This is a genomic window from Nocardia sp. No.11 (assembly GCF_038752175.1).
GTDB classification, from domain to species: Bacteria; Actinomycetota; Actinomycetes; order Mycobacteriales; family Mycobacteriaceae; genus Nocardia; species Nocardia canadensis.
Genome location: NZ_JBCGFB010000110.1, coordinates 1 through 20,247 on the forward strand (window position 1 = coordinate 1; position 20,247 = coordinate 20,247).

Here is a 20,247-nt window from a genome sequence, read left to right on the forward strand (position 1 = left end):
CAGCCCGGGCGGACGCCCGCCTCGGGTGAGTTCCCGCAGCAGCGGCCCGCGCCGCCGCACGGGTCGGCGTCCGGTGCGATTCCGCGCCAGGCGCGTCCCGATCTGGACGCGGGTGTCCGTCCGCAGCGTCCCCGGGAAGGTTCGGTGCCGCCGCCCGGTCCGGGTGCGGGGGAATTCTCCCGGAATCCGGGTGGCCCGCGCGGTCCGCAGTCCGGCGCCATCCCGCGGCAGGGTCGCCCCGACCAGCACTTCGGCGATCAGCCCGGCGCGTCGGGCGACGCCCCGAGTCGTCGACCGGAGGGCCGTCGCAACGCGCCCCAGCGCCCGTCCTATCCGGGGATGCCCGGCACGCCGGTCGGCGCGCAGGCCGAACCCGCGACCCGCCGGACGACGGGCGGTCGCCGCGCGGCCGGCGNGACCGGAGGGCCGTCGCAACGCGCCCCAGCGCCCGTCCTATCCGGGGATGCCCGGCACGCCGGTCGGCGCGCAGGCCGAACCCGCGACCCGCCGGACGACGGGCGGTCGCCGCGCGGCCGTCGTCGACGACCCGGCCGCCGCCAAGACCCAGAAGATCGCCCGCCCCGAGCGGGTGACGGCCGAAAAGCCGGCGACCCCGCAGAGCGCCAACGCGAAACTGCTCAAGGACTCCGGCTCGATCGCGATCGCGACGCTGGTCAGCCGCGTCACCGGCTTCGCCAAGCAGCTGCTGCTGCTCACGGTGCTCGGTCCGGCCATCGCCAGTGCGTTCATCTCGGCGAACCTGATCCCGAACATGGTGGCCGAGCTGGTACTCGGCGCCGTGCTGACCGCCATCGTCGTGCCGACCCTGGTACGCGCCGAACACGAGGACGCCGACAACGGCGCCGCGTTCGTCCGCAGACTGGTGACCGCCGCCTTCGCGGTGCTGTTCGCCGCGACCGTGCTGACGCTGGCCGCGACACCGATCCTGGCCAGCCATGTGCTGGTGGCCTCCGACGGCAAGGTCGACACCCACCTCACCACCGCGCTGACCTACCTGCTGGCGCCGGCGATCCTCTTCTACGGCATGTCGGCCCTGTTCACCGCGATCCTCAACACGAGGCAGGCGTTCAAGCCGGGCGCGTGGGCGCCGGTGCTCAACAACGTCGTCGTGCTGGCGGTGCTGGCCGTCTACGCGCTGACACCCGGCGAGATCACCCTCGATCCGGTGCGGATGAGCGACCCGAAACTGCTGGTCCTCGGCGTCGGCATCACTCTGGGTGTGGCCACCCAGGCACTGAGCCTGCTGCCCGCGATCCGCAGGCACGGCATCAATCTGCGCCCGCTGTGGGGCGTCGACGCGCGCCTCAAGCAGTTCGGCAGGATGGGCGCCGCGATCATCCTGTACGTGCTGATCAGCCAGATCGGCCTGGTCGTCGCGAACAACATCGCGTCCTCGGCCGACGAGGCCGGTCCCGCGATCTTCGCCAACGCGTGGGCACTGCTGCAGCTGCCCTACGGCGTGCTCGGTGTCACCCTGCTCACCGCGATCATGCCGAGGCTGAGCCGCAACGCCGCCGACGACGACACCCCCGCCGTGGTCGACGACCTGTCCGTGGCCACCCGCCTGACGATGATCGCGCTGATCCCCGTGGTCACCTTCCTGACCCTCGCGGGTCCGGAGATCGGCCAGGCGCTCTACGGCTACGCCCGCTTCTCCGGCGACGCCGAACGCCTCGGCAGCGCGGTGAGCTGGTCGGCGTTCTCGCTGATCCCGTACTCCCTGGTGCTGATCCACCTGCGCGTGTTCTATGCCCGCGAGCAGGCCTGGACGCCGACCTGGATCATCCTCGGCATCACCACGATCAAGATCCTGTTCTCGGCGCTGGCCCCGGTGCTGGCCCGCGACAGCGACGACGTGGTGATCATCCTCGGCGTCGCCACCGGCCTCGGGTTCACCGCGGGCGCGGTGATCGGCGGCCTGCTGCTGCACCGCAGCCTCGGTGACCTGCGGATGGCCAATGTCGGCCGCACGGTGACGCGCGTACTGCTCGCGTCCGTGGCCGGCGGCGCGGTGATGCTCATCGTCGACACGGTGACCGGGCTCGACCGGGTCTCCGGCGGCGCGGGTTCGCTGTTGCGCGTGGTCATCGACTCGGTGGTGATGTTCTCGGTCGCCTTCGGTCTCATGCGTCTGGCAGGCATCCCCGAGGTCGTGGCGATCACCGTCGCCGTGTCGCGCAAGCTGGGTATCACTCCGCCCGCGCCGGACCTCGGCCTGGACGAGACCCCCGCCGAGGACATCTACGCGACCACAATCCTGCGCAGGCCCGACACCTACGCGTTCCCGTCGTATGGGCCGTCGATGGACACCCAGACGATGGTCCTACCGGTGATCCGGCCCGGCGCTGTTGACATCACCGGTCAGGCACAGTTCCCGTACGCTGTTCGGCATACCGACATGGGTGGCGATGACGCCAGCACGCGGAAGATTCCGCGAGATCAGGCCGAAGGAGGACCGAGGGTGAGCGATGACGCGGTGGGCGGCGTCCCGGCCGCTGATTCTGCGGCGCGCGCAGCAGGAGGAATGTCCACCGATGTCGATCCTGCCGCGTCCGGCGCGACAGGATCCGAGCAGGCCGACACGCCCGACGAGGCCGAATCGCCGCATAACAGCTCGGCAGAGGACCAGGGACCGGCGGACGACGCGCGCGCGATGCCGCCGCACGATCCGACGCACGACACCGGCATGCTGCCGATCCCGCCGCAGGTCCCGCCTGCCGCGGCGAACCGTGCCCAGCGTGGCCCCAAGCTGATCCCCGGCGCGTCCGTGGCGGGTGGCAGGTATCGCCTGCTGGCCGGGCACGGCGGTGCTCGCGGCCTGAAGTTCTGGCAGGCACTCGACATCAAGCTCGACCGCGAGGTGGCGCTGACCTTCGTCGACGCCGACCAGAAGTCGGGCGAGAACTCCGGGCACGACGGCCCCCAGGCGATCCTGTCGCGCACCCTGCGCCTGGGCCGGATCAATTCGCCCGGCCTGGCAAGGGTCCTGGACGTGGTCCGCGGCAGCTCCGGCGGCATCGTCGTCGCCGAGTGGACGCCCGGTCGCTCGCTGCGCGAGATGGCCGAGACCGTCCCCTCGCCGATCGGCGCCGCCAGGGCCATCCGGGCCCTCGCCTCGGCGGCCGAACTGGCCCACCGCGGCGGCGGCTCGCTGTCGATCGATCATCCCGACCGGATCCGGATCAGTGCCTCCGGTGACGCCGTGCTGGCGTTCCCCGGCACCCTCGGCGATTCCGACGCCCAGAGCGACGTGCGTGGTCTCGGCGCCATGCTCTACGCCCTGATCACCGCGCGCTGGCCCATCCGGGTCGGCGGTGTCACCGGGACCGCGGCCACCATCGGCGGCCTGCGCCTGGCCGATTTCGGCCCCGACGGCACCCCCGTCGAGCCGCGGCAGATCCGGCCGGAGGTCCCTTTCGAGATCTCGGCCGTCGCGGTTCGCTCGCTGGAGTCGAACAAGGGCGTGCGGACGGCCGCGACGGTGCAGCACGTGCTCGAGCAGGCCTCGGTCGTCGACCAGAAGACCGATTTCATCCCGGTCCTGCGGCTGGGTCAGCGCGCGGTCGCGGGCGGACCGGATTCGCTCGCCGATCCGGAATTGCTCGCCGCCGAGCGGGAACGCTCGCAGCGGATGATGTGGATCATGGTCGGCCTCGGCGTCCTCGCGGCGCTGGTCGTCGGCATTCTCATCTGGTGGATGGTCAGCATCTTCGCGCCCGGCGCCTCGGACAAACCGCTGGACGAGCAGATCAACATCGGGCTCACCTCGAGTGTCGCGCCGCCGAGCGCGGCGCCACCGGCCGGGCAGACCCCGGCCGCGCCGCCGACCAGTGTGCCGGTGCCGGTCACCGGTGCCGCGGTGTTCTCCCCGGAGGGCACCCCGGACGGTGCGGCGGGCGCGGGCGCGGTGCTCGACCAGAACCCGGCGACGGTGTGGCGCACCGACCAGTATTTCCAGCAGTTCCCCGCCCTCAAGAAGGGCGTGGGGCTGCTGGCCACGCTGCCGACGCCGGCGAAGCTGACCAATGTCTCGATCGCCTCGCCCAGCGCGGGCAGCACCGTCGAGATCCGCACCTCGCCGACCGAGACGCCCACGCTCGACCAGACCCAGTTGATCGGCTCGGCCAAGCTCGTCGACGGCGTCACCGACATCGCCGTGCAGACCGACCAGGCCGCTCGTTTCGTGCTCGTATGGATCACCGGACTCGCGAATTCGGGCGGTCAATTCCAGACCGCCATCGCCGACGTCCGCTTCGACGCCGCGCCCTAGCTCCGCGTCGACCCATCTCCCAGCGCTATCAACGCAGGTGGCCGCCACATTCCACGCCGAGATCGGACGTTCATCGAACTGCGGTCCGGTTGGTGCGCAATTGTTATCGACGATATGATCGGGCCGCGCTCTCGGCAGAGAGTTACCCAGGATTTGTCGACGTCGATCCTGGACGCCGCAGTAGTCAGGTGATGGATCGGCCTCGTTCGCCGACGTGAAGTCGCCGTAATGAGCGCTGTCCAAGGGGTCAGGTGTCGCCGGAAGTCAACGAGCAGGTCCGCGGGGGGAGAACGCGGCAGGTCGCCGCATACCGCGACCGCTCGTTCGTGCTGGAGAACGGCAGCGACAAGGAACTGCTGGCCGCTCACGTCCGTGGCGTGCCGCATGCCTTCGCCGAACTGCTGCGCAGGCACAAGGACCATCTGTGGCAGACCGCGCTGCGCACCTCCTACAGCCGCGAGGACGCCGCCGATTCCCTGCAGGACGCGCTGCTGTCCGCGCATCGCACCGCGGGCTCGTTCCGGGCCGAGGCCGAGGTCCGCAGCTGGCTGCACGCCATCGTCGTCAACGCGTGTCTGGACCGGATTCGCCGCAACAAGACCCGGCGGGCGATCTCGATCACACCCGACACGATGCCCGAGGCGGTCGAGCCGCGCGACGAGTTCGCCGAGTACGAACTGTCGACCGTCGTCGGCGAGGCGCTGTTCACGCTGCCGGAGGACCAGCGGCTCGCGCTGGTCATGGTCGAGATGGAAGGCCGTAGCGTGGCCGAAACCGCCGCCGCGCTCGGCGTGGCGGAGGGCACTATCAAGAGCCGTTGCTCCCGAGCGCGCGTACGTTTGCAAGAACGTTTGGAATTTTTCCGGGATCCGGGGAACCGGACCTAGCCCGGATGCGTCATTAACAGTGACGAACAAGTCAGCGATGTGAATCCTGCGATCCGATATCGACAGAACAGGGGAGGTGCGAGGGTGTCTCGATCCGTGCCGCAGCCTCCGTTCCCGTCGGAGCTGCTGGCCGATCTGCACGGCGACAACCTCGCGGCCGAACTGCGCGAGCAACTGCTGCCACAGGTCAGCGCCGACCCAGACGCGCTGCACTACCTCAGCCGGCTCGACGAGGTGAACGTCCACCTCCGCGCCCTGGCCACCGACGAGCGGGTCATGCATCCCATGCCCGACGACGTCGCAGACCGCATGTTCCGTTTCGTCGCCGATCTGGACCTCGAGGCAGACGACGGTCCCACCGAGCGCCTGACGACCATGCCGCAAGCCCAGCCGGACGGCCCCATCGTCCGGCTGACGGCCCTGCCGCACACTCAGCCGGACGGCCCCACCGACCGCCTGTCGACGATGGCCGTCCCGCCGCCGCCACCGCGTCCGCCCGTCGACGCGCCGGTCTCGCTGGCGCAGTACCGATCCCGCCGCCGAAGGGGCTGGCTGGCCGCGGCCGCCGCCTCCGTCGCCGTGCTCGCCGGCGCGGGCGCCGTCGTCACCACGCTCGACACCACCGACGGCACCCCGACCGCGGCGCCGTTCACCGAACCGGCTTCCGCGGGTGACGAGCTCACCACCGCCGCCGCGCTCAGCGCTCTCGGCAAGCGCGAAGTGAACGGCCCGCTGGCCGACGAAGCGGCGCTGGCCCGCTGTGTGCAGGCCAACGGCGTCGATCGCACGGTGCTGGGTGCGTCGAGTATCACCTTCCGCGGCACCGACGCGGTCCTCGTGCTCGTCATCGGACCCAAGCCGCCGACCATCACCGCGCTGGTCGTGGGCGCGGGCTGCACCACGGGCGCGCCCGAACAGCTCGCGCTACGCGACATCGGTTGACACAGCGCTTCGAGGGAAGCGCCGTCAGCCCGGGAACAACACCGTTTAGGCTGTTGTTGACCGACACGTCCCCAGCTTGTCTTTCGGAAGGGCCCCATGAGCACGCCAGTTCGCGACCTGATCATCGTCGGCTCAGGACCCGCCGGTTACACGGCAGCCGTCTACGCCGCCCGCGCGGAACTGCAGCCGCTGGTCTTCGAAGGCACCCAGTTCGGCGGCGCCCTGATGACCACCACCGAGGTGGAGAACTTCCCCGGCTTCCGCGAGGGCATCATGGGCCCCGACCTGATGGAGCAGATGCGCGAGCAGGCCAAGCGTTTCGGCGCCGACCTGCGCACCGAGGACGTCGACGCGATCGACCTGTCCGGCCCCATCAAGAAGGTCACCGTCGGTGACGAGACCTTCGAGGCCTACGCCATCGTGCTGGCCATGGGCTCGGCCGCGCGCTACCTGAACGTGCCGGGTGAGCAGGAGCTGCTCGGCCGCGGCGTGAGCGCCTGCGCCACCTGCGACGGCTTCTTCTTCAAGGGCCAGGACATCGTGGTGGTCGGCGGCGGCGACTCGGCCATGGAGGAAGCGACCTTCCTCACCAAGTTCGCGGCCAGCGTCACCGTCGTGCACCGTCGCGAGGAGTTCCGCGCCTCGCGGATCATGCTCGAGCGCGCCAAGGCCAACGAGAAGATCAAGTTCCGGCTCAACGCCGAAGTGGTGAAGGTCAACGGCGAGACGAGCGTCACCAGCCTGACCCTGCGCGACACCCGCACCGGTGAGGAGTCCGAGCTCGCCGCGACCGGTCTGTTCGTCGCCATCGGCCACGACCCGCGCAGCGAACTGGTCAAGGGCCAGGTCGCGCTCGACGGCGAAGGCTATGTGCAGGTGACCGATCCGGGGACCGCTACCGACGTGGCCGGCGTGTTCGCCGCGGGCGACCTGGTCGACCACACCTACCGCCAGGCGATCACCGCCGCCGGCACCGGTTGCCGCGCGGCCATCGACGCCGAGCGCTGGCTCGCCGAACAGGGTGACATCACCGCCAACACCCTCGAAAACGCCGACGGCTCGGCAGCGGTGTCCACCAACTGATTTCGAGCACGTCGAGTTCCACCCCAGCAAGGAGTACAGCCATGGCCGAGAGCGCCAACACCATCACCGTCACCGACCAGTCGTTCGCCGATGACGTCCTGCTCAGCGAGAAGCCGGTGCTGGTCGACTTCTGGGCCGACTGGTGCGGTCCGTGCAAGATGGTCGCCCCCGTGCTGGAGGAGATCGCGGGCACCCACGCCGACAAGCTGACGATCGCCAAGCTCGACACCGAGGCCAACCCCGGCGCGGCCCGCGATTACCAGATCCTGTCCCTGCCGACGATGATCCTGTTCCAGGGCGGCAAGCCCGTGAAGCAGATCGTCGGCGCCAAGGGCAAGGCGGCACTGCTGCGCGAACTCGACGGTCTCATCTGACCAGCGGTCTGATAAAGCACCTCCTACCGGCCGACGCGCCGTAGGATGCCTGGACCCGGGATTGCCGTAATACGGCCCGGGTCTGAGACAATCGAGGCGACGCTCCGGCCGAAGGAAAGGGCTCTCACGCATGCACCGACTTCGTCACGGCGATTCAGGACCAGCCGTAGCAGAGGTTCGGAGCACCCTCGCAAGCCTGGGCTTCCTGCATCCCCAGCACGGCGATTACTGGAAGGACACCGACGCGGAGTTCGACCGTCCGCTCGACTCGGCGGTCCGCGCGTTCCAGCAGCAACGCGGTCTGCTCGTCGACGGCGTGGTCGGTCCGGCCACGTACCGCGCGCTGAAGGAAGCCTCCTACCGCCTGGGTGCCCGCACACTGATCTACCAGCTGTCCGCGCCGCTCTACGGTGACGATGTCGCGACCCTGCAGCGCAAGCTGCAGGACCTCGGCTTCTACGTGCACCGGGTCGACGGCTATTTCGGCCCGCACACCCACGACGGTCTCAGCGCCTTCCAGCGCGAGATCGGCCTGTCCGCCGACGGCATCTGCGGCCCCGACACCTTGCGTTCGCTGGATCTGCTCGGCGCGCGTGTCACCGGCGGCAACCCGCATCGCATCGCCGAGGAAGAGGTGGTGCACCGGGCGGGCCCGCAGCTCACCGGCAAGCGCATCGTCATCGATCCCGGGTTCGGCGGCGCCGACAAGGGATTCGCGGTGCCCACCGAGTTCGGTGACGTCTACGAGTCGGAGATCCTGTGGGATCTGGCCTCGCGGCTGGAGGGCCGGATGGCCGCCACCGGCATGGAGACGTTCCTGTCCCGCCCGTGGGGCGCCAACCCCACCGACGTGGAACGCGCCGAGACGTCCAACGCCTTCGACGCCGACCTGATGATCTCGCTGCGCTGCGCCACCAGTGACAATCCGTCGGCGAAGGGCGTGGCCGGCTTCTACTTCGGCAACTCGCACGGCTCGGTGTCGATGATCGGCCAGGTGCTGGCCGGCTTCATCCAGCGCGAGGTTGTCGCCCGCACCTCGGTGCAGGACTGCCGCACGCACCAGCGCACCTGGGACCTGCTGCGGCTCACCAAGATGCCGACCGTGCAGGTGGACCTCGGCTACCTCACCAACGAGTACGACGCCTCGGTGCTCACCAACCCGCGCATGCGGGACGTGATCGCCGAAGCCATCCTCATCTCGGTCAAGCGGCTGTACCTGCTCGGCCAGGACGACCAGCCCACCGGCACCTACACCTTCGCCGAGCTGCTCGCCGAGGAGCTGGCCGCCGCCGACGCGGGCCACGTCCCCGCTCCGCGCGTCTGATAGCAGCCCCGAAACGGCCGACGGCCCTGCGGTTCTCCGCAGGGCCGTTGTCGTCTGTCCGGTTCAGTGCACGCCGACGCGGGTCGGCGGCACCATCGACGCCGCCGCCAGGAGCTGGTCGAGGGCGCGCTCCACGTCTTCCTTCCAGCCGTGGTCGGAGTCGAGCTCGAGCCGCAGCCGGGGGAAGCGGTGATGCGGGGCCACCACTTCGAAACCGACGTCGGCCAGGAAATCGGCGTCGATCATGCAGGTTTCGGGGGTGCAATGAGTCGCCGCCGCCGGATCGCGCAGCGGGGCCGCGATCCGCTCCATCAGTCGCATGGACGAACCGAGACCGCGGTCGGCCAGCGAGCTCGTCGACGGGCTGTTGCGAATGCCGAACGCCTCGATCGCACGCACACCACGACGCACCAGATCGGCCACCACGCCCTGAATCAGCCGATGGGCTACATCGGCCTCCTCGTAGGGGAATTCGGCCTGCAGCGTGGTCAGCAGGACCGCGTCCGGGCTCACGGGGGAGGTGGGGAACAGGGTCGACCGGGGGACCGCGCTCGGCGGTGAGTACAGCGCGCAGCCTGCGATGTTGTTGTCCACATGCGCCAGCTGACCGCACGAGCCCCACTCGAGCATCACGGTCGAGAGCCAGGCTTCCTTCTCGAAGACCGGGTCGCTGAAAGCGTGTGAGTCGGCAGCGACGGCTGGATCAAGCTCCCAGAACACACACCGCCGGGTGTGCGCCGGGAGCTGATCGAGTCGATCGAGGGTCAATGCCGTGACGCTGGTCGACACCGCTCTGCTCAGCCTCCAGCTGTCCGATTCATCCACGCTCACGCCACATCACTATCCACAGTAATGCCGCCTCTTTCAATTATGTAGAAAGACTGGAAGTGCCCCGTCACAGTGACGTTTCGGGGCCGGATTGCTCCATCAGCGCCACAATGCGCTCGAGGTCTTCGACGGAACCGAACTCGACAACGATCTTGCCTTTACGCTTTCCGAGGCTGACCGTGACCCGGGTGTCGTAGGAGCCCGACAGCCGTTCGGCCACTTCTTGCAGACCCGGCATGTGGATCGGCTTACGCTTCGGCGCCGGGGGAGCGACCTCCGAGGGATTGCGGTTCGCCAGCGTCACCGCTTCCTCGGTGGCCCGGACCGACAGTCCCTCGGCGACGATCCGCGCCGCCAACACTTCCTGTGCGTCGGCTCCGGCATCCAAGCCGAGCAGCGCCCTGGCGTGTCCGGCCGAGAGCACCCCGGCGGCCACCCGACGCTGCACGGGGATCGGCAGCTTCAGCAATCGGATCATATTCGTCACCACCGGTCGCGAACGACCGATTCGCGAGGCCAATTCCTCGTGGGTGACATCGAATTCCTCGAGCAGCTGCTGATACGCGGCCGCCTCTTCGAGTGGGTTCAGCTGCACGCGGTGGATGTTCTCCAGCAGTGCGTCGCGCAGCATCGAGCCGTCGGCGGTGTCGCGGATGATCGCCGGAATCGTCGTCAGTCCGGCTTCCTGGCACGCGCGCCACCGGCGCTCGCCCATGACCAACTGGAACTTGTCGACACCCGGTTCGACCCGCCGCACCACGATCGGCTGCATCAGGCCGAACTCGCGGATCGAGTGCACCAGCTCCGCCAGCGCCTCCTCCTCGAAGACCTGCCGCGGCTGCTTCGGGTTCGGCTCGATCTGCTCGGCAGGCACCTCGCGGTAGACCGCGCCGCCGGGGGAGACGAGGTCTTCCTCCGGTTCGGGCTCGGCATCCGGGACGCGATGCAGGAACGCCTCGGCCGGCTGCGGGCCGATCGGGTTGATCCCGATGACGCTCGCCGCGGCACTGCTGAGGCCCGGCGCCGTCGCTGCCGGACCCGTCGGGATCAGTGCGGCCAACCCGCGCCCGAGACCGCCCTTTTTCGCCTGACTCATCGGCTACCGATCCCTTCCTCGTTCCAACACACCACTACGACGCGTCCTGGCGGAGCTGGGCGCGGGCGGCGAGCTCACGCCCCGCGTCCAGGTAGCTCATCGCACCGCGGGAGCCTGGATCATAATCGAGCACGGTCATCCCGTAGCCCGGCGCCTCCGAGACCTTCACGCTGCGCGGAATCATCGACTTGAGGACGACGTCGCCGAAGTGGTTGCGCACTTCCTCGGCCACCTGGTCGGCCAGTTTGGTGCGGCCGTCGTACATCGTCAGCAGGACGGTGGAGACGTGGAGCTCGGGGTTGAGGTGTGCCTGCACCAGCCCGATATTGCGGAGCAGCTGACCGACGCCCTCCAGCGCGTAGTACTCGCACTGGATCGGGATCAGCACCTCCTTGGCCGCCACGAGCGCGTTGACCGTGAGCAGGCCGAGCGACGGCGGGCAGTCGATGAGGACGTAGTCGATGTCGTACCCGGCCATCGCCGCTTCGTGGATCGCGGCCTTCAGCCGCCCCTCCCGGGCAACCATCGAGACGAGCTCGATCTCGGCGCCGGCGAGGTCGATCGTGGCGGGCACGCACAGCAGTCGCTCGCTGTGCGGACTCTGCTGAATCGCGTCCTTGACGGTCACCTCACCGATCAGCAGTTCGTAGCTGGACGGCACCCCGGAGTGATGCGCGACGCCCAGCGCCGTGCTCGCGTTGCCCTGCGGATCGAGATCGACGACAAGAACCGTCATGCCCTGGTGCGCTAGCGCCGCAGCGAGATTGACCGTCGTCGTGGTTTTACCCACGCCGCCCTTCTGGTTGGCGATGGTGATGATCCGTTGCTCGCGGGGTTTCGGCACAGTGACCTTTCCTGGATGCAGAATCTGGCTGGCGCGTTGCGCTTCCGCCGCGATCGGGGTCTCGGCCGGGGAGATATGCCCGAAAGGAGTGTTCCCGAACGTCTCCGCGTCGAAGTTGCTGGAATCCAGCATCCCCGGGACCCGCGACGCTGTTTCCCGTGAAACATTCGCCGGACCGCTCGACATAGACAGCTCCTAACCCGAGAAACTTCAGATCACGTTCTCCCGACCGAGCGTCGGCGCCGTGTCATCACAAACAAGATCGGCGGCGTCCGGCCACTGCCACGGTGGCTCCCGGCGCGCACGCCCGACTCTGAACAGCTTGCCAGCACTACGACCGATAGGAAAGCTGAATCGCGGCACGCCGAGAAGGACACACCCAAGTTCGCGCAAATCACTTTCCGGATCAATGTTTCACGGGAAACACGGGGGAGTGGCGGGTCTGAAATCGTCGGGCCGACCAGAGTTTCCGACCCGGTCCTGGGCCCTGTGTCGTCACCCCTTGGCCTTTCGCGAGATGGTGACGTGTCGGGACAGGCCCTCGGTCCTTCATCAGATCCCTACTCTCCGAGGCTCCACTGCGGCCGGGCCACACCGGTGTCGCGACGTCCGGCGAGGACAGGCGTGTGCCACGGCAGTCGGGACTCGACGCCGAGACCAAGGGAGTCGGTGGCGGGCAAGAGCCGCCGGAGCTCCATCGACCGGCCTCCGCCCTCTTCGGATCGACGACATGGCACGACACTTTGCCGCGCTGTCCCCAACGCCGTGCTGTCCCCAACGCCGTGCTGTCCTCAACACCGCCCTGTCCTCAACACCGCCCTGTCCCCGGCGCCGTGCTATCCCCGGCGCCGTGCTATCCCCGGCGCCGTGCTGTCCGCGTGCAGTGGTCTTGGTGGCGCGTGACCTCCGTGCCGCGCAATACCGTGCCGCGCTATCCCGTGCCGCGCTATCCCGTGCCGCGCTATCTCGTGCCGCGCTATCTCGTGCCGCGCTATCTCGTGCCGCGCTATCTCGTGCCGCGCTATCTCGTGCCGCGCTATCTCGTGGCGCACGGTCCTCGTGGCACACGGTCCTCGGAATGGCCGACACATCCAATCTCCCATCCCGATCAGCGCGTTCGCATGGNGCGCACGGTCCTCGTGGCACACGGTCCTCGGAATGGCCGACACATCCAATCTCCCATCCCGATCAGCGCGTTCGCATGGTGCGCAGCCTTCGTCGCGCGTCGTCTTCGTGGCACGCCGCCCCGTGATGCGCTGCCCCCGTGGCACGCCGCCCCGTGATGCGCTGTCTTCGTGGTGTGCGCTGTCTTCGTGGCGCCAGGCTGCGGGCCGCCTGTCCGTCTGCCAGCTGTCCGCGCGCCCCACGGATGCCACAGCTTCTGGCCGCGCAGCGGGATTGAGCCGACGGCACCCATGGCGGCATCACCACTACTACGTCGAGGCGGTCGAATGTCCGGCCACCGCACGGAGACCGACGGTGGTTCCCGCAGCCAAGCTGTTCGACCCGCGTCCACTGCGCCCACCGTGTTCGGGGCCCAAATCACTCCGCGAGCGCTGGCATGGGCGCGCCAATCCGTCGACGCCACCGAACAACCAGAGCAGATGAAACCTGGAACCTCGGAGCAGTCTTTTCGGATACCGACCGACGGCGGCCCTGTCCGATCAAGCGACCGCCTGCCTCGGCGACATCGAACCCGACACCAGCGAAAGACCTCCGGACCCTCACCCCACCACAAGAGTCCCTACACGGAGACCGAACTGAATGAGCAACCCGGCGCACCACTCCACACCCAACAACCCACACAGCGCGCAGCCACCCACTCCACACCCAAGGTCCCACTCCACACCCAGCAGTCCACTCCACACCCAGCAGTCCACTCCACACACCTAGCGGTCCACTCCACGCCCGGCATCCGCGCCGCACCCCAGCCCCCCCACCCACGCCCGGCGGTCCGCACCCGCACCGCACCAGCGCCCTATGTCCCGTACCGGCTCCCAGCGCTCCGCACCCGTCATCCACACCACACCCAGCACCCCACGTCCCGTACCCGGCTCCCGCCTCCACACCCACCGGTCCGCACCACACCCACCGGTCCGCACCACACCCCCCGGTCCGCACCACCCCCCCCGGTCCGCACCACCCCCCCCGGTCCGCACCACCCCCCCCGGTCCGCACCACCCCCCCCGGTCCGCACCACCCCCACCGGTCCGCACCACACCCACCGGTCCGCACCACACCCGGTGGTCCGGCACCCGCGCGCAGCGGTCTTCTCCCCACACCTGGCGTTCCGTACCGCACCCGGCGGCCCACACCCACATGGCGATCCATTCCATATCCCGCGGCCCACCCGCTCCGCAGCCACCGAGAACGTTCGGACGACCGGGACCGGCGGGCTCATCGCTCACGACTTCGCCGACGACGACGTATCACTGGCATCGTCCGACCGACGCACTCTGCCCCGCGACTTCCTACCCACCGACCATGCTCTCCGCTCACGGGCGGCGTGGGCCGCGACTGGGCAGGGCGCGATCCCGAATAGCGATCGGCATCGAACTCGGCGATCGACTCCTCGCAGTTGGCAGATCGCATAGATCGCGATCGGCTATCTGGCCGGCCGCTGACTCGCGGACGATGCAGGGCATCCTGTTCTGCCAGGGAGCTGGGTTGCCGCTGCCCGTCGAGTACCGCGGCGGCGGTCCGCCACAAGAGTCCGGGGCATGTGGTCCGGGCGAGGTGCTCAACGTCCGAACTGGCGGCGCACACTACGAATCGATCAGTGCTGCCGACAGTCACTGCTCGCGGGCCGACTCGATGTGGATGCGTTCGGTCTGGACAGCAGCCGCCCAGCGGCCGATGCGGCGGTTGATCGTCTCGGAGTACCTGGTCCGGTAATGAGTTCGGGAGGTGGGCTGCAGTGATCCACTCGCCCCAGCGGCCCGCACCCCACCCCGCCGCCCCGCACTCAGCCGCCCACTCCATACTCGGCGGCCCGCACCGCATCCGGCGAACCGGTCTCAGACCGACGATCTGCTCCGCCCCCGACGATCCGGCCCCACCCGACGGCCCGCTCCGCACCCGACGATCCGACCCCGCACCCCAGCCACTCGCCCCGCACCCCGGCCAGCCCGCGCCACTCCCACCAAGTCACGCTGCGCGCAGCACCCCATTCCACACCCCGCGATTCACAGCGCTTCAACGATCAGCACCACCCCAGCGATCCCGCACCTCGCCCCGACCCGCACGCGCCCACCAACTCCCACACCCGGCCTGGCGACCACGCCACGACGGGCTACCCACACCGCCCCGATCGGCACCGCATCAAGCGATCCATCGATCCGCGAAGAATGCGGAGCAAAGCCCCACCCCTACCGAGAATGCATAGACGAGAATCCCGTCGACTGCACGGACCTACTACGAAGTCGATCCGACAGACGAAATCCGGCGAGCGACTACCCAGGCCGCACTGCGCCAGATCCGGTTCCACCGGCTGCACGTTCCACGTGAAACAACGCGACGGAGCAGTTCTTGACGCTTCGGCACAGATAACGAATTTCCGCCTGAGTCGGCGGCAGGCAACCACCCTCGGGCAGTTTCGTCACGTTACGAAATGTGAACTATCGCTTCCGCGACTTCTTCTCCGCGCTCGCGACCTTCCGCCCACTCCGACGCGTCGGACGCTCGGCGCGGGGGAGCAGCTCGGCGCTGATCACCAGAGTCGGCACCTCGACGATCCCGGCACCGCACCCGACCACGCGGAGATCGGTGGCACCATCGCGGATCAGTTCGGCGCCGTCGCGCTCGAGTTCCTCGGCGGCACTCGTTCCCTTGAGAGCGAGCATCCGACCGTGATCACGGAGGAGGGGGAGCGACCAGTGGGCGAGCTTCGCGAGAGGGGCGACCGCGCGGGAGGTGACCACGTCCGCGCCGCCGGCTTCCTTGATGACACCGGACTGCTCGGCCCGTCCGCGAACGACGGTCACATTCTTGAGTCCGACTTCTTCGATGAACTCACCCAGGAACACCGTGCGCCGCAGCAGCGGCTCGACGAGGGTGATGCGGAGATCGGGCCGGGCAATGGCCAACGGGATGCCGGGGAGTCCGGCGCCGCTGCCGACATCGACGACGGACGCGCCCTCGTCGATCAGCTCACCGACCACAGCGCAGTTGAGGATGTGCCGCTCCCAGAGGCGGGGGACTTCGCGCGGGCCGATGAGTCCGCGCTCCACGCCGGCGGTGGCCAGTGCCGCGCAGTAGCGGCGGGCGAGGTCCAGGCGGTCGCCGAAGATCCGCGCGGCAGCGGCGGGCGGGTCCAACTCGGCGGACAGCGCACCCAGTTCGAGTTCCACGTGAAACATCCTTCCGAGTGGTGGTCGATCGCAATAGGGCATGAATAAGGCCCCCGGTCCGAGACCGGAGGCCCTATCACACCAAACGTGGTCGCGGCGGAATCAGCCTACTCGGGCACTACCACCACATGACGATTCGGCTCGACACCTTCGCTCTCGCTCGCCACACCGTCGATGTCGGCGACGGCGTCGTGCACGATCTTGCGCTCGAACGGAGTCATCGCCGACAGCGCCTCGGGCTTGCCCGACTCGAGCACGCGCTTCGCCGCGGCGACGCCGAGCTCGCTCAGGTCGGTGCGACGCTGAGCGCGCCAGCCGGCCACATCGAGCATCAGGCGGCTGCGGACGCCGGTCGCCTGCTGCACGGCCAGGCGGGTCAGCTCCTGCAGCGCGTCGAGAACTTCGCCGTTGCGTCCGACGAGCTTGGTCAGATCGCGGCCGCCATCGATGCTCACGACGGCGCGGTCGCCCTCGACATCGAGGTCGATGTCGCCGTCGAAGTCGAGCACGTCCAGCAGCTGCTCGAGGTAGTCGCCCGCGATCTCGCCCTCTTCGATCAACGCTTCTTCGGCGTCGTTCACGACGTCAACAGTCGTCGCCACAGTGGCGTCCCCTCCGTCGGTCTCGGTCTCAACAGTCATTGGATTCCTCTATCTGATCGCCACTCAGCGCTTACGCTTCTGGTTCGCGCGGCCGCGGTTACCCGGCCGCTTCTGACCGCCCGGCCTGCGCTGGCCGCCACCCTGCTTGGCGGCCTGCTTGGCGGTGCCGTTGGTCGCGGCGGTGCCGTTCGTCGAGGCGGTGTCGTCGGCCGGGGCATCCTGCTTCTTGCGGACGTCGACCGGCTTGGCGCCGGGCTTGGGCGCGTTCTGTGCGCGCAGCTCCAGCTTTTTCGCCTTCTTCTCTTCCTCTTCCTTCTCCATGCGGCCGAACACCAGGTGCTGCTGACCGTAGGTCCAGATGTTGTTGGCCACCCAGTAGATCAGGATGCCGATCATCAGGAAGGGACCACCGACGAGCACGCCGAGCGGGAAGACCCACAGCGACAGCTTGTTCATGATCGCGGCCTGCGGGTTGGCGGCGGCTTCCGGCGTCTGCCGCTGGACGGAGGCGCGGGCGTTGAAGTGGGTCGCCAGACCGGCGATGACCATCAGCGGGATCGCGACGAGGGCGATGCTCAGCTTGGTCGGCGTGCCACCCCACTCGGCGAAGGCCGACAGCTCACTCTGCGGCATGGTGATGAACGACGCGATCGGGGCGCCGAAGATACGGGCGCTCAGGAACGACTGGACGTCGGCCGCGCTGAAGATGTAGTTCGGGGTGTGCGCGTTGTCGTACGCGGACATCCCCAGCTGACCGAAGCCGTGGCCGGTGCGGTTGAACGAACGCAGCACGTGGAAGAGACCGAGGAAGACCGGCACCTGCACGAGGACCGGCAGACAGCCCATCAGCGGGTTGAAGCCGTGTTCCTTCTGCAGCTTCTGCATCTCCCGCGCCATGGTCTCGCGGTCGTTCTTGTACTTCTTCTGCAGCTCCTTGATCTGAGGCTGCAGCTCCTGCATCTGCTTGGTGGTGCGCACCTGCTTCACGAACGGCTTGTACAGCACGAGCCGCAGCGTGAAGACCAGGAAGACGATGGCGAGGCTCCAGGCGAGCCCACTGTCGGCTCCGAACACGAAGCCGAAGGCTTTGTGCCAGAACCACAGAATCGCGGATACCGGCCAATAGATGATGTCGAGCACGGCTCTAGGTACTCCCGTCGTTCGTATCGCCGATCAGCGCGGGCGATGACTTTGTGCAGGCATTCGACCCGCGCTCTGGCACGGGATCCCACCCTCCAGGGTGCCAGGGCGCGCATTTCGCGAGGCGCACGACCGTCAGTGCCGATCCGACGACCAGCCCGCGCGTGCGCAGAGCGGTCACCGCGTATTCACTGCAGGTGGGAGTGAACCGGCAGATCGGCATCCGGGTGGGGGAGACATAGGTCCGGTACAGCTCGATCAGGAAGATCAGCGCGTTCGCGGGTAGGCGGGTGAGGGTCCTCATCGCCGCTCACCGGCCGGGGTGCGACCGAGCGCGGGCTCCGGAGCACTACGCAAACCGAGCTTGCGTAGTCCGGTGCGCAGCTGGCGCAGCAACTCGGCGGAGTCGGCGGTGGCCGCACCGGGCAGCGCCCGAATCACGACATCGGTACCGGCCGGCAATTCGTCGACGATCTGGGCGCACATATGACGCAGGCGGCGGGCCACCCGGTGGCGAACCACCGCGTTACCCACCGCCTTGCTCACAATCAGCCCGAACCGCGGACCGCCTACCCGGATCAGGGAATCGACGTCGGCGACATCGTCGTACGTGTGCGTGAACGCGTGTACGACGAGATCTCGCCTCCCGATTCGCTGACCGCGGCGCACCGTGCGGGAGAATTCGGCACGGTGGTGCAACCGATACGGCTCAGGCAACACCCGAGCGTCCGACTACGCGCGATCAGGCAGTCAGTTCGGCACGGCCCTTACGGCGACGCGCCGAAACGATGGCGCGACCCGCACGGGTGCGCATCCGGAGGCGGAAGCCGTGCACGCGCGCCCGACGACGGTTGTTCGGCTGGAACGTCCGCTTGCCCTTGGCCACGGTCAACACTCCTCGAGTTGGTGGGCACCGTTCGGCGCCCGAAGTCTGTTCAATGATTCGGATGTCTGCGCAGCGGACCGCGGTCTACACGCAGAAAGCCTTGGCGATCGACGTGCAGCACACAGCCGCCACCGCGCCAAGGGGTGACTGTACGAGGGTACTGATACCGCTACGCAGGGTCAAACTCGGCCCCCAAAGCACGTGCGCCAGGCACGATGTCCAGATTACCGGACCCCGCCGCCTCGCCCCGAGCTGGGCCGACCTGGGGCGACACGCCCGGGACGCACTGACGCATCCGGGGACTTTTCGTGAGTTCGTCCACACCTCTGGCCTTCTGCGGCGGGGGCGGCTAACCTCTGTAGCCGGGGGATTGCTGAAGAACCGCAGGTCCAGCCCCATTCACTGCCACACGCTGGCAGATTCCCTCTATCCCCAGGTTTGTCCACATCTGTGGATAATTGTGTGGAAAGACGGCCGGAGTGGCATATTCGTAGGGCCGACGGTGCCCGCGCCGCAGTCCGGATTCTGGGACCGCACGGCGTTCGAACCGGCTTCGGTTGTACGCAGGATCACTGGATTCCACCTGTTCACAGGTGATTGTCCGCGTGCGCCCGGCCGTGGGCCCCAACAAACCGGTCCGGGGAGGACGCTGCATGGACGACGAGCAGAATGTGCTGGCCACCGTATGGCCTGAGGTGGTCGCCGAGCTCACCACCGGCTCGGCCGACGGCGCCATCCCCGCGGTCAGCCGCGCGCAGCAGGCCTGGCTGAAACTGGTCAAACCGCTCACCGTCGCCCAGGGCTTCGCGTTGCTGTCGGTTCCGTCCTCGCTGGCCCAGGAAGCAATCGAGCGTGATCTGCGCGAGCCGATCCTGCGATCGCTGGGGCGTCGGCTCGGGCCGCAGGTGGAGGGTTTGGGTGTCCGCATCGCCGCGCCGAGCCCGGCCGCGGGGGAGCGGGCCGGCAATTCGCCGCGGCACGCCAGGATGACGAGCCGGCCGGAGCGCCCGCGCGAGCAGGTGCGCCCGCCGACCGGTTATCCCGGTCCCGATTTCAGTGTTCCCGACTACGCCGCGCGCGGTGAGTACGGCCGGCCCCGCTACGGTGCCGGCGAGTACCCCGCGGGCAATGGTGAGTACGGCAACGACTACCAGGGTGGGCAGGAATATCAGCCCACCGGTGACTACGGCAACAGCTACGGCGGCCGCGAGTACCCCGCGCAGCCGGGCGAGTACGGCGAGCGGCCCGACTATGCCGGTCATCGGGAGTACCAGGCCGAGCCGGAATACCGGCAGCCCGAACCGGAATACCCGGCGCAGCCCGAATACCAGCAGCAGCCGGAGTACGCGCCGGCGCCGGAATACGGCCAGGCGCCGGAGTTCCAGCCCGAGCGCGCCGAGTTCCCCGGCACCGATTTCGAACCGACCGCGGTCTATCCGGTTCCCGACTTCGCCAACGGCGAGTTCGGCGGTCGCGCGGAGTTCCGTGGCGCGCGCCCGGATCAGCGCCCGGCCGACGCCGCCCCGCCCGCCCGGCGGGAGCAGTCCGGTTCGCCCCGGCGTGAGCACATCCCGCCCGGCCAGGAGTCGCTGTTCACCCCC

At 68.7% G+C, this 20,247-nt stretch carries 15 protein-coding genes and 1 pseudogene; 7 read left to right on the forward strand and 9 right to left on the reverse strand.

Annotated elements, in window-relative coordinates:
* Window positions 1-463 precede the first annotated feature (463 nt).
* The 6 genes from V8688_RS25205 to V8688_RS25230 all read left to right on the forward strand — a co-directional run bounded on the left by V8688_RS25205 (window position 464) and on the right by V8688_RS25230 (window position 8,901).
* Entirely contained in the window at window positions 464-4,291 is a 3,828-nt protein-coding gene (locus tag V8688_RS25205; RefSeq protein ID WP_255588812.1) for a murein biosynthesis integral membrane protein MurJ, read from the forward strand.
* A gap of 329 nt (window positions 4,292-4,620) precedes the next feature.
* A complete protein-coding gene (sigM, locus tag V8688_RS25210; protein WP_218722284.1) occupies window positions 4,621-5,178 on the forward strand; it encodes an RNA polymerase sigma factor SigM in 558 nt (185 codons plus the stop codon).
* Between the two features lie 96 nt (window positions 5,179-5,274).
* Window positions 5,275-6,120, forward strand: coding sequence for a hypothetical protein (locus V8688_RS25215; protein ID WP_342801841.1), 846 nt, complete (start codon window positions 5,275-5,277; stop codon window positions 6,118-6,120).
* 96 nt (window positions 6,121-6,216) lie between these two features.
* Complete coding sequence (gene trxB, locus V8688_RS25220) at window positions 6,217-7,203, forward strand: thioredoxin-disulfide reductase (protein ID WP_218722263.1); 987 nt, start codon at window positions 6,217-6,219, stop codon at window positions 7,201-7,203.
* A 41-nt stretch (window positions 7,204-7,244) separates the two neighbouring features.
* Window positions 7,245-7,577: a thioredoxin gene (gene trxA, locus V8688_RS25225; RefSeq protein ID WP_019050115.1), complete on the forward strand. Its 333-nt coding sequence runs from the start codon at window positions 7,245-7,247 to the stop codon at window positions 7,575-7,577.
* A 130-nt stretch (window positions 7,578-7,707) separates the two neighbouring features.
* Window positions 7,708-8,901 (forward strand): N-acetylmuramoyl-L-alanine amidase, encoded by a 1,194-nt coding sequence (locus V8688_RS25230; RefSeq protein ID WP_218722264.1) that lies wholly within the window; start codon window positions 7,708-7,710, stop codon window positions 8,899-8,901.
* A gap of 63 nt (window positions 8,902-8,964) precedes the next feature.
* Here the strand turns inward: V8688_RS25230 and V8688_RS25235 are convergent, their stop codons facing one another.
* The 9 genes from V8688_RS25235 to rpmH form a co-directional block, all read right to left on the reverse strand.
* Window positions 8,965-9,690 carry a GNAT family N-acetyltransferase gene (locus V8688_RS25235; RefSeq protein WP_218722285.1) on the reverse strand — a complete coding sequence of 242 codons (726 nt, stop codon included), beginning with the start codon at window positions 9,688-9,690 and terminating at the stop codon, window positions 8,965-8,967.
* 106 nt (window positions 9,691-9,796) lie between these two features.
* On the reverse strand, window positions 9,797-10,825 hold the full coding sequence (locus tag V8688_RS25240) for a ParB/RepB/Spo0J family partition protein (protein ID WP_218722265.1): 1,029 nt from the start codon (window positions 10,823-10,825) through the stop codon (window positions 9,797-9,799).
* Between the two features lie 34 nt (window positions 10,826-10,859).
* Window positions 10,860-11,855, reverse strand: a complete 996-nt coding sequence (locus V8688_RS25245; RefSeq protein WP_305082671.1) for a ParA family protein — start codon at window positions 11,853-11,855, stop codon at window positions 10,860-10,862.
* Between the two features lie 3,431 nt (window positions 11,856-15,286).
* A complete protein-coding gene (rsmG, locus tag V8688_RS25250) occupies window positions 15,287-16,027 on the reverse strand; it encodes a 16S rRNA (guanine(527)-N(7))-methyltransferase RsmG (protein ID WP_316573088.1) in 741 nt (246 codons plus the stop codon).
* 98 nt (window positions 16,028-16,125) lie between these two features.
* Entirely contained in the window at window positions 16,126-16,659 is a 534-nt protein-coding gene (locus V8688_RS25255) for a protein jag (protein ID WP_218722267.1), read from the reverse strand.
* Between the two features lie 24 nt (window positions 16,660-16,683).
* On the reverse strand, window positions 16,684-17,760 hold the full coding sequence (gene yidC, locus V8688_RS25260; protein ID WP_218722268.1) for a membrane protein insertase YidC: 1,077 nt from the start codon (window positions 17,758-17,760) through the stop codon (window positions 16,684-16,686).
* Between the two features lie 4 nt (window positions 17,761-17,764).
* Window positions 17,765-18,064, reverse strand: a complete 300-nt coding sequence (yidD, locus tag V8688_RS25265; RefSeq protein WP_342801842.1) for a membrane protein insertion efficiency factor YidD — start codon at window positions 18,062-18,064, stop codon at window positions 17,765-17,767.
* Window positions 18,061-18,480: a ribonuclease P protein component gene (gene rnpA, locus V8688_RS25270; RefSeq protein WP_218722270.1), complete on the reverse strand. Its 420-nt coding sequence runs from the start codon at window positions 18,478-18,480 to the stop codon at window positions 18,061-18,063. Before rnpA ends, yidD begins: the two co-directional genes overlap by 4 nt.
* Window positions 18,481-18,502: 22 nt before the next feature.
* Window positions 18,503-18,646, reverse strand: coding sequence for a 50S ribosomal protein L34 (rpmH, locus tag V8688_RS25275; protein ID WP_005516618.1), 144 nt, complete (start codon window positions 18,644-18,646; stop codon window positions 18,503-18,505).
* Window positions 18,647-19,299: 653 nt separating this feature from the next.
* Here rpmH and V8688_RS25280 point away from each other — a divergent pair.
* A pseudogene (locus V8688_RS25280) lies at window positions 19,300-20,247 on the forward strand (chromosomal replication initiator protein DnaA); the annotation flags it as partial.

Excerpts from the sequence above, each read along its gene's own strand:
- rsmG (WP_316573088.1), bottom strand. The coding sequence starts at position 16,027 with ATGTTTCACGTGGAACTCGAACTGGGTGCGCTGTCCGCCGAGTTGGAC.
- V8688_RS25240 (WP_218722265.1), bottom strand. The coding sequence starts at position 10,825 with ATGAGTCAGGCGAAAAAGGGCGGTCTCGGGCGCGGGTTGGCCGCACTG.
- trxB (WP_218722263.1), top strand. The coding sequence starts at position 6,217 with ATGAGCACGCCAGTTCGCGACCTGATCATCGTCGGCTCAGGACCCGCC.
- V8688_RS25255 (WP_218722267.1), bottom strand. The coding sequence starts at position 16,659 with ATGACTGTTGAGACCGAGACCGACGGAGGGGACGCCACTGTGGCGACG.
- V8688_RS25205 (WP_255588812.1), top strand. The coding sequence starts at position 464 with ATGCCCGGCACGCCGGTCGGCGCGCAGGCCGAACCCGCGACCCGCCGG.
- yidD (WP_342801842.1), bottom strand. The coding sequence starts at position 18,064 with ATGAGGACCCTCACCCGCCTACCCGCGAACGCGCTGATCTTCCTGATC.
- V8688_RS25230 (WP_218722264.1), top strand. The coding sequence starts at position 7,708 with ATGCACCGACTTCGTCACGGCGATTCAGGACCAGCCGTAGCAGAGGTT.
- trxA (WP_019050115.1), top strand. The coding sequence starts at position 7,245 with ATGGCCGAGAGCGCCAACACCATCACCGTCACCGACCAGTCGTTCGCC.
- V8688_RS25245 (WP_305082671.1), bottom strand. The coding sequence starts at position 11,855 with ATGTCGAGCGGTCCGGCGAATGTTTCACGGGAAACAGCGTCGCGGGTC.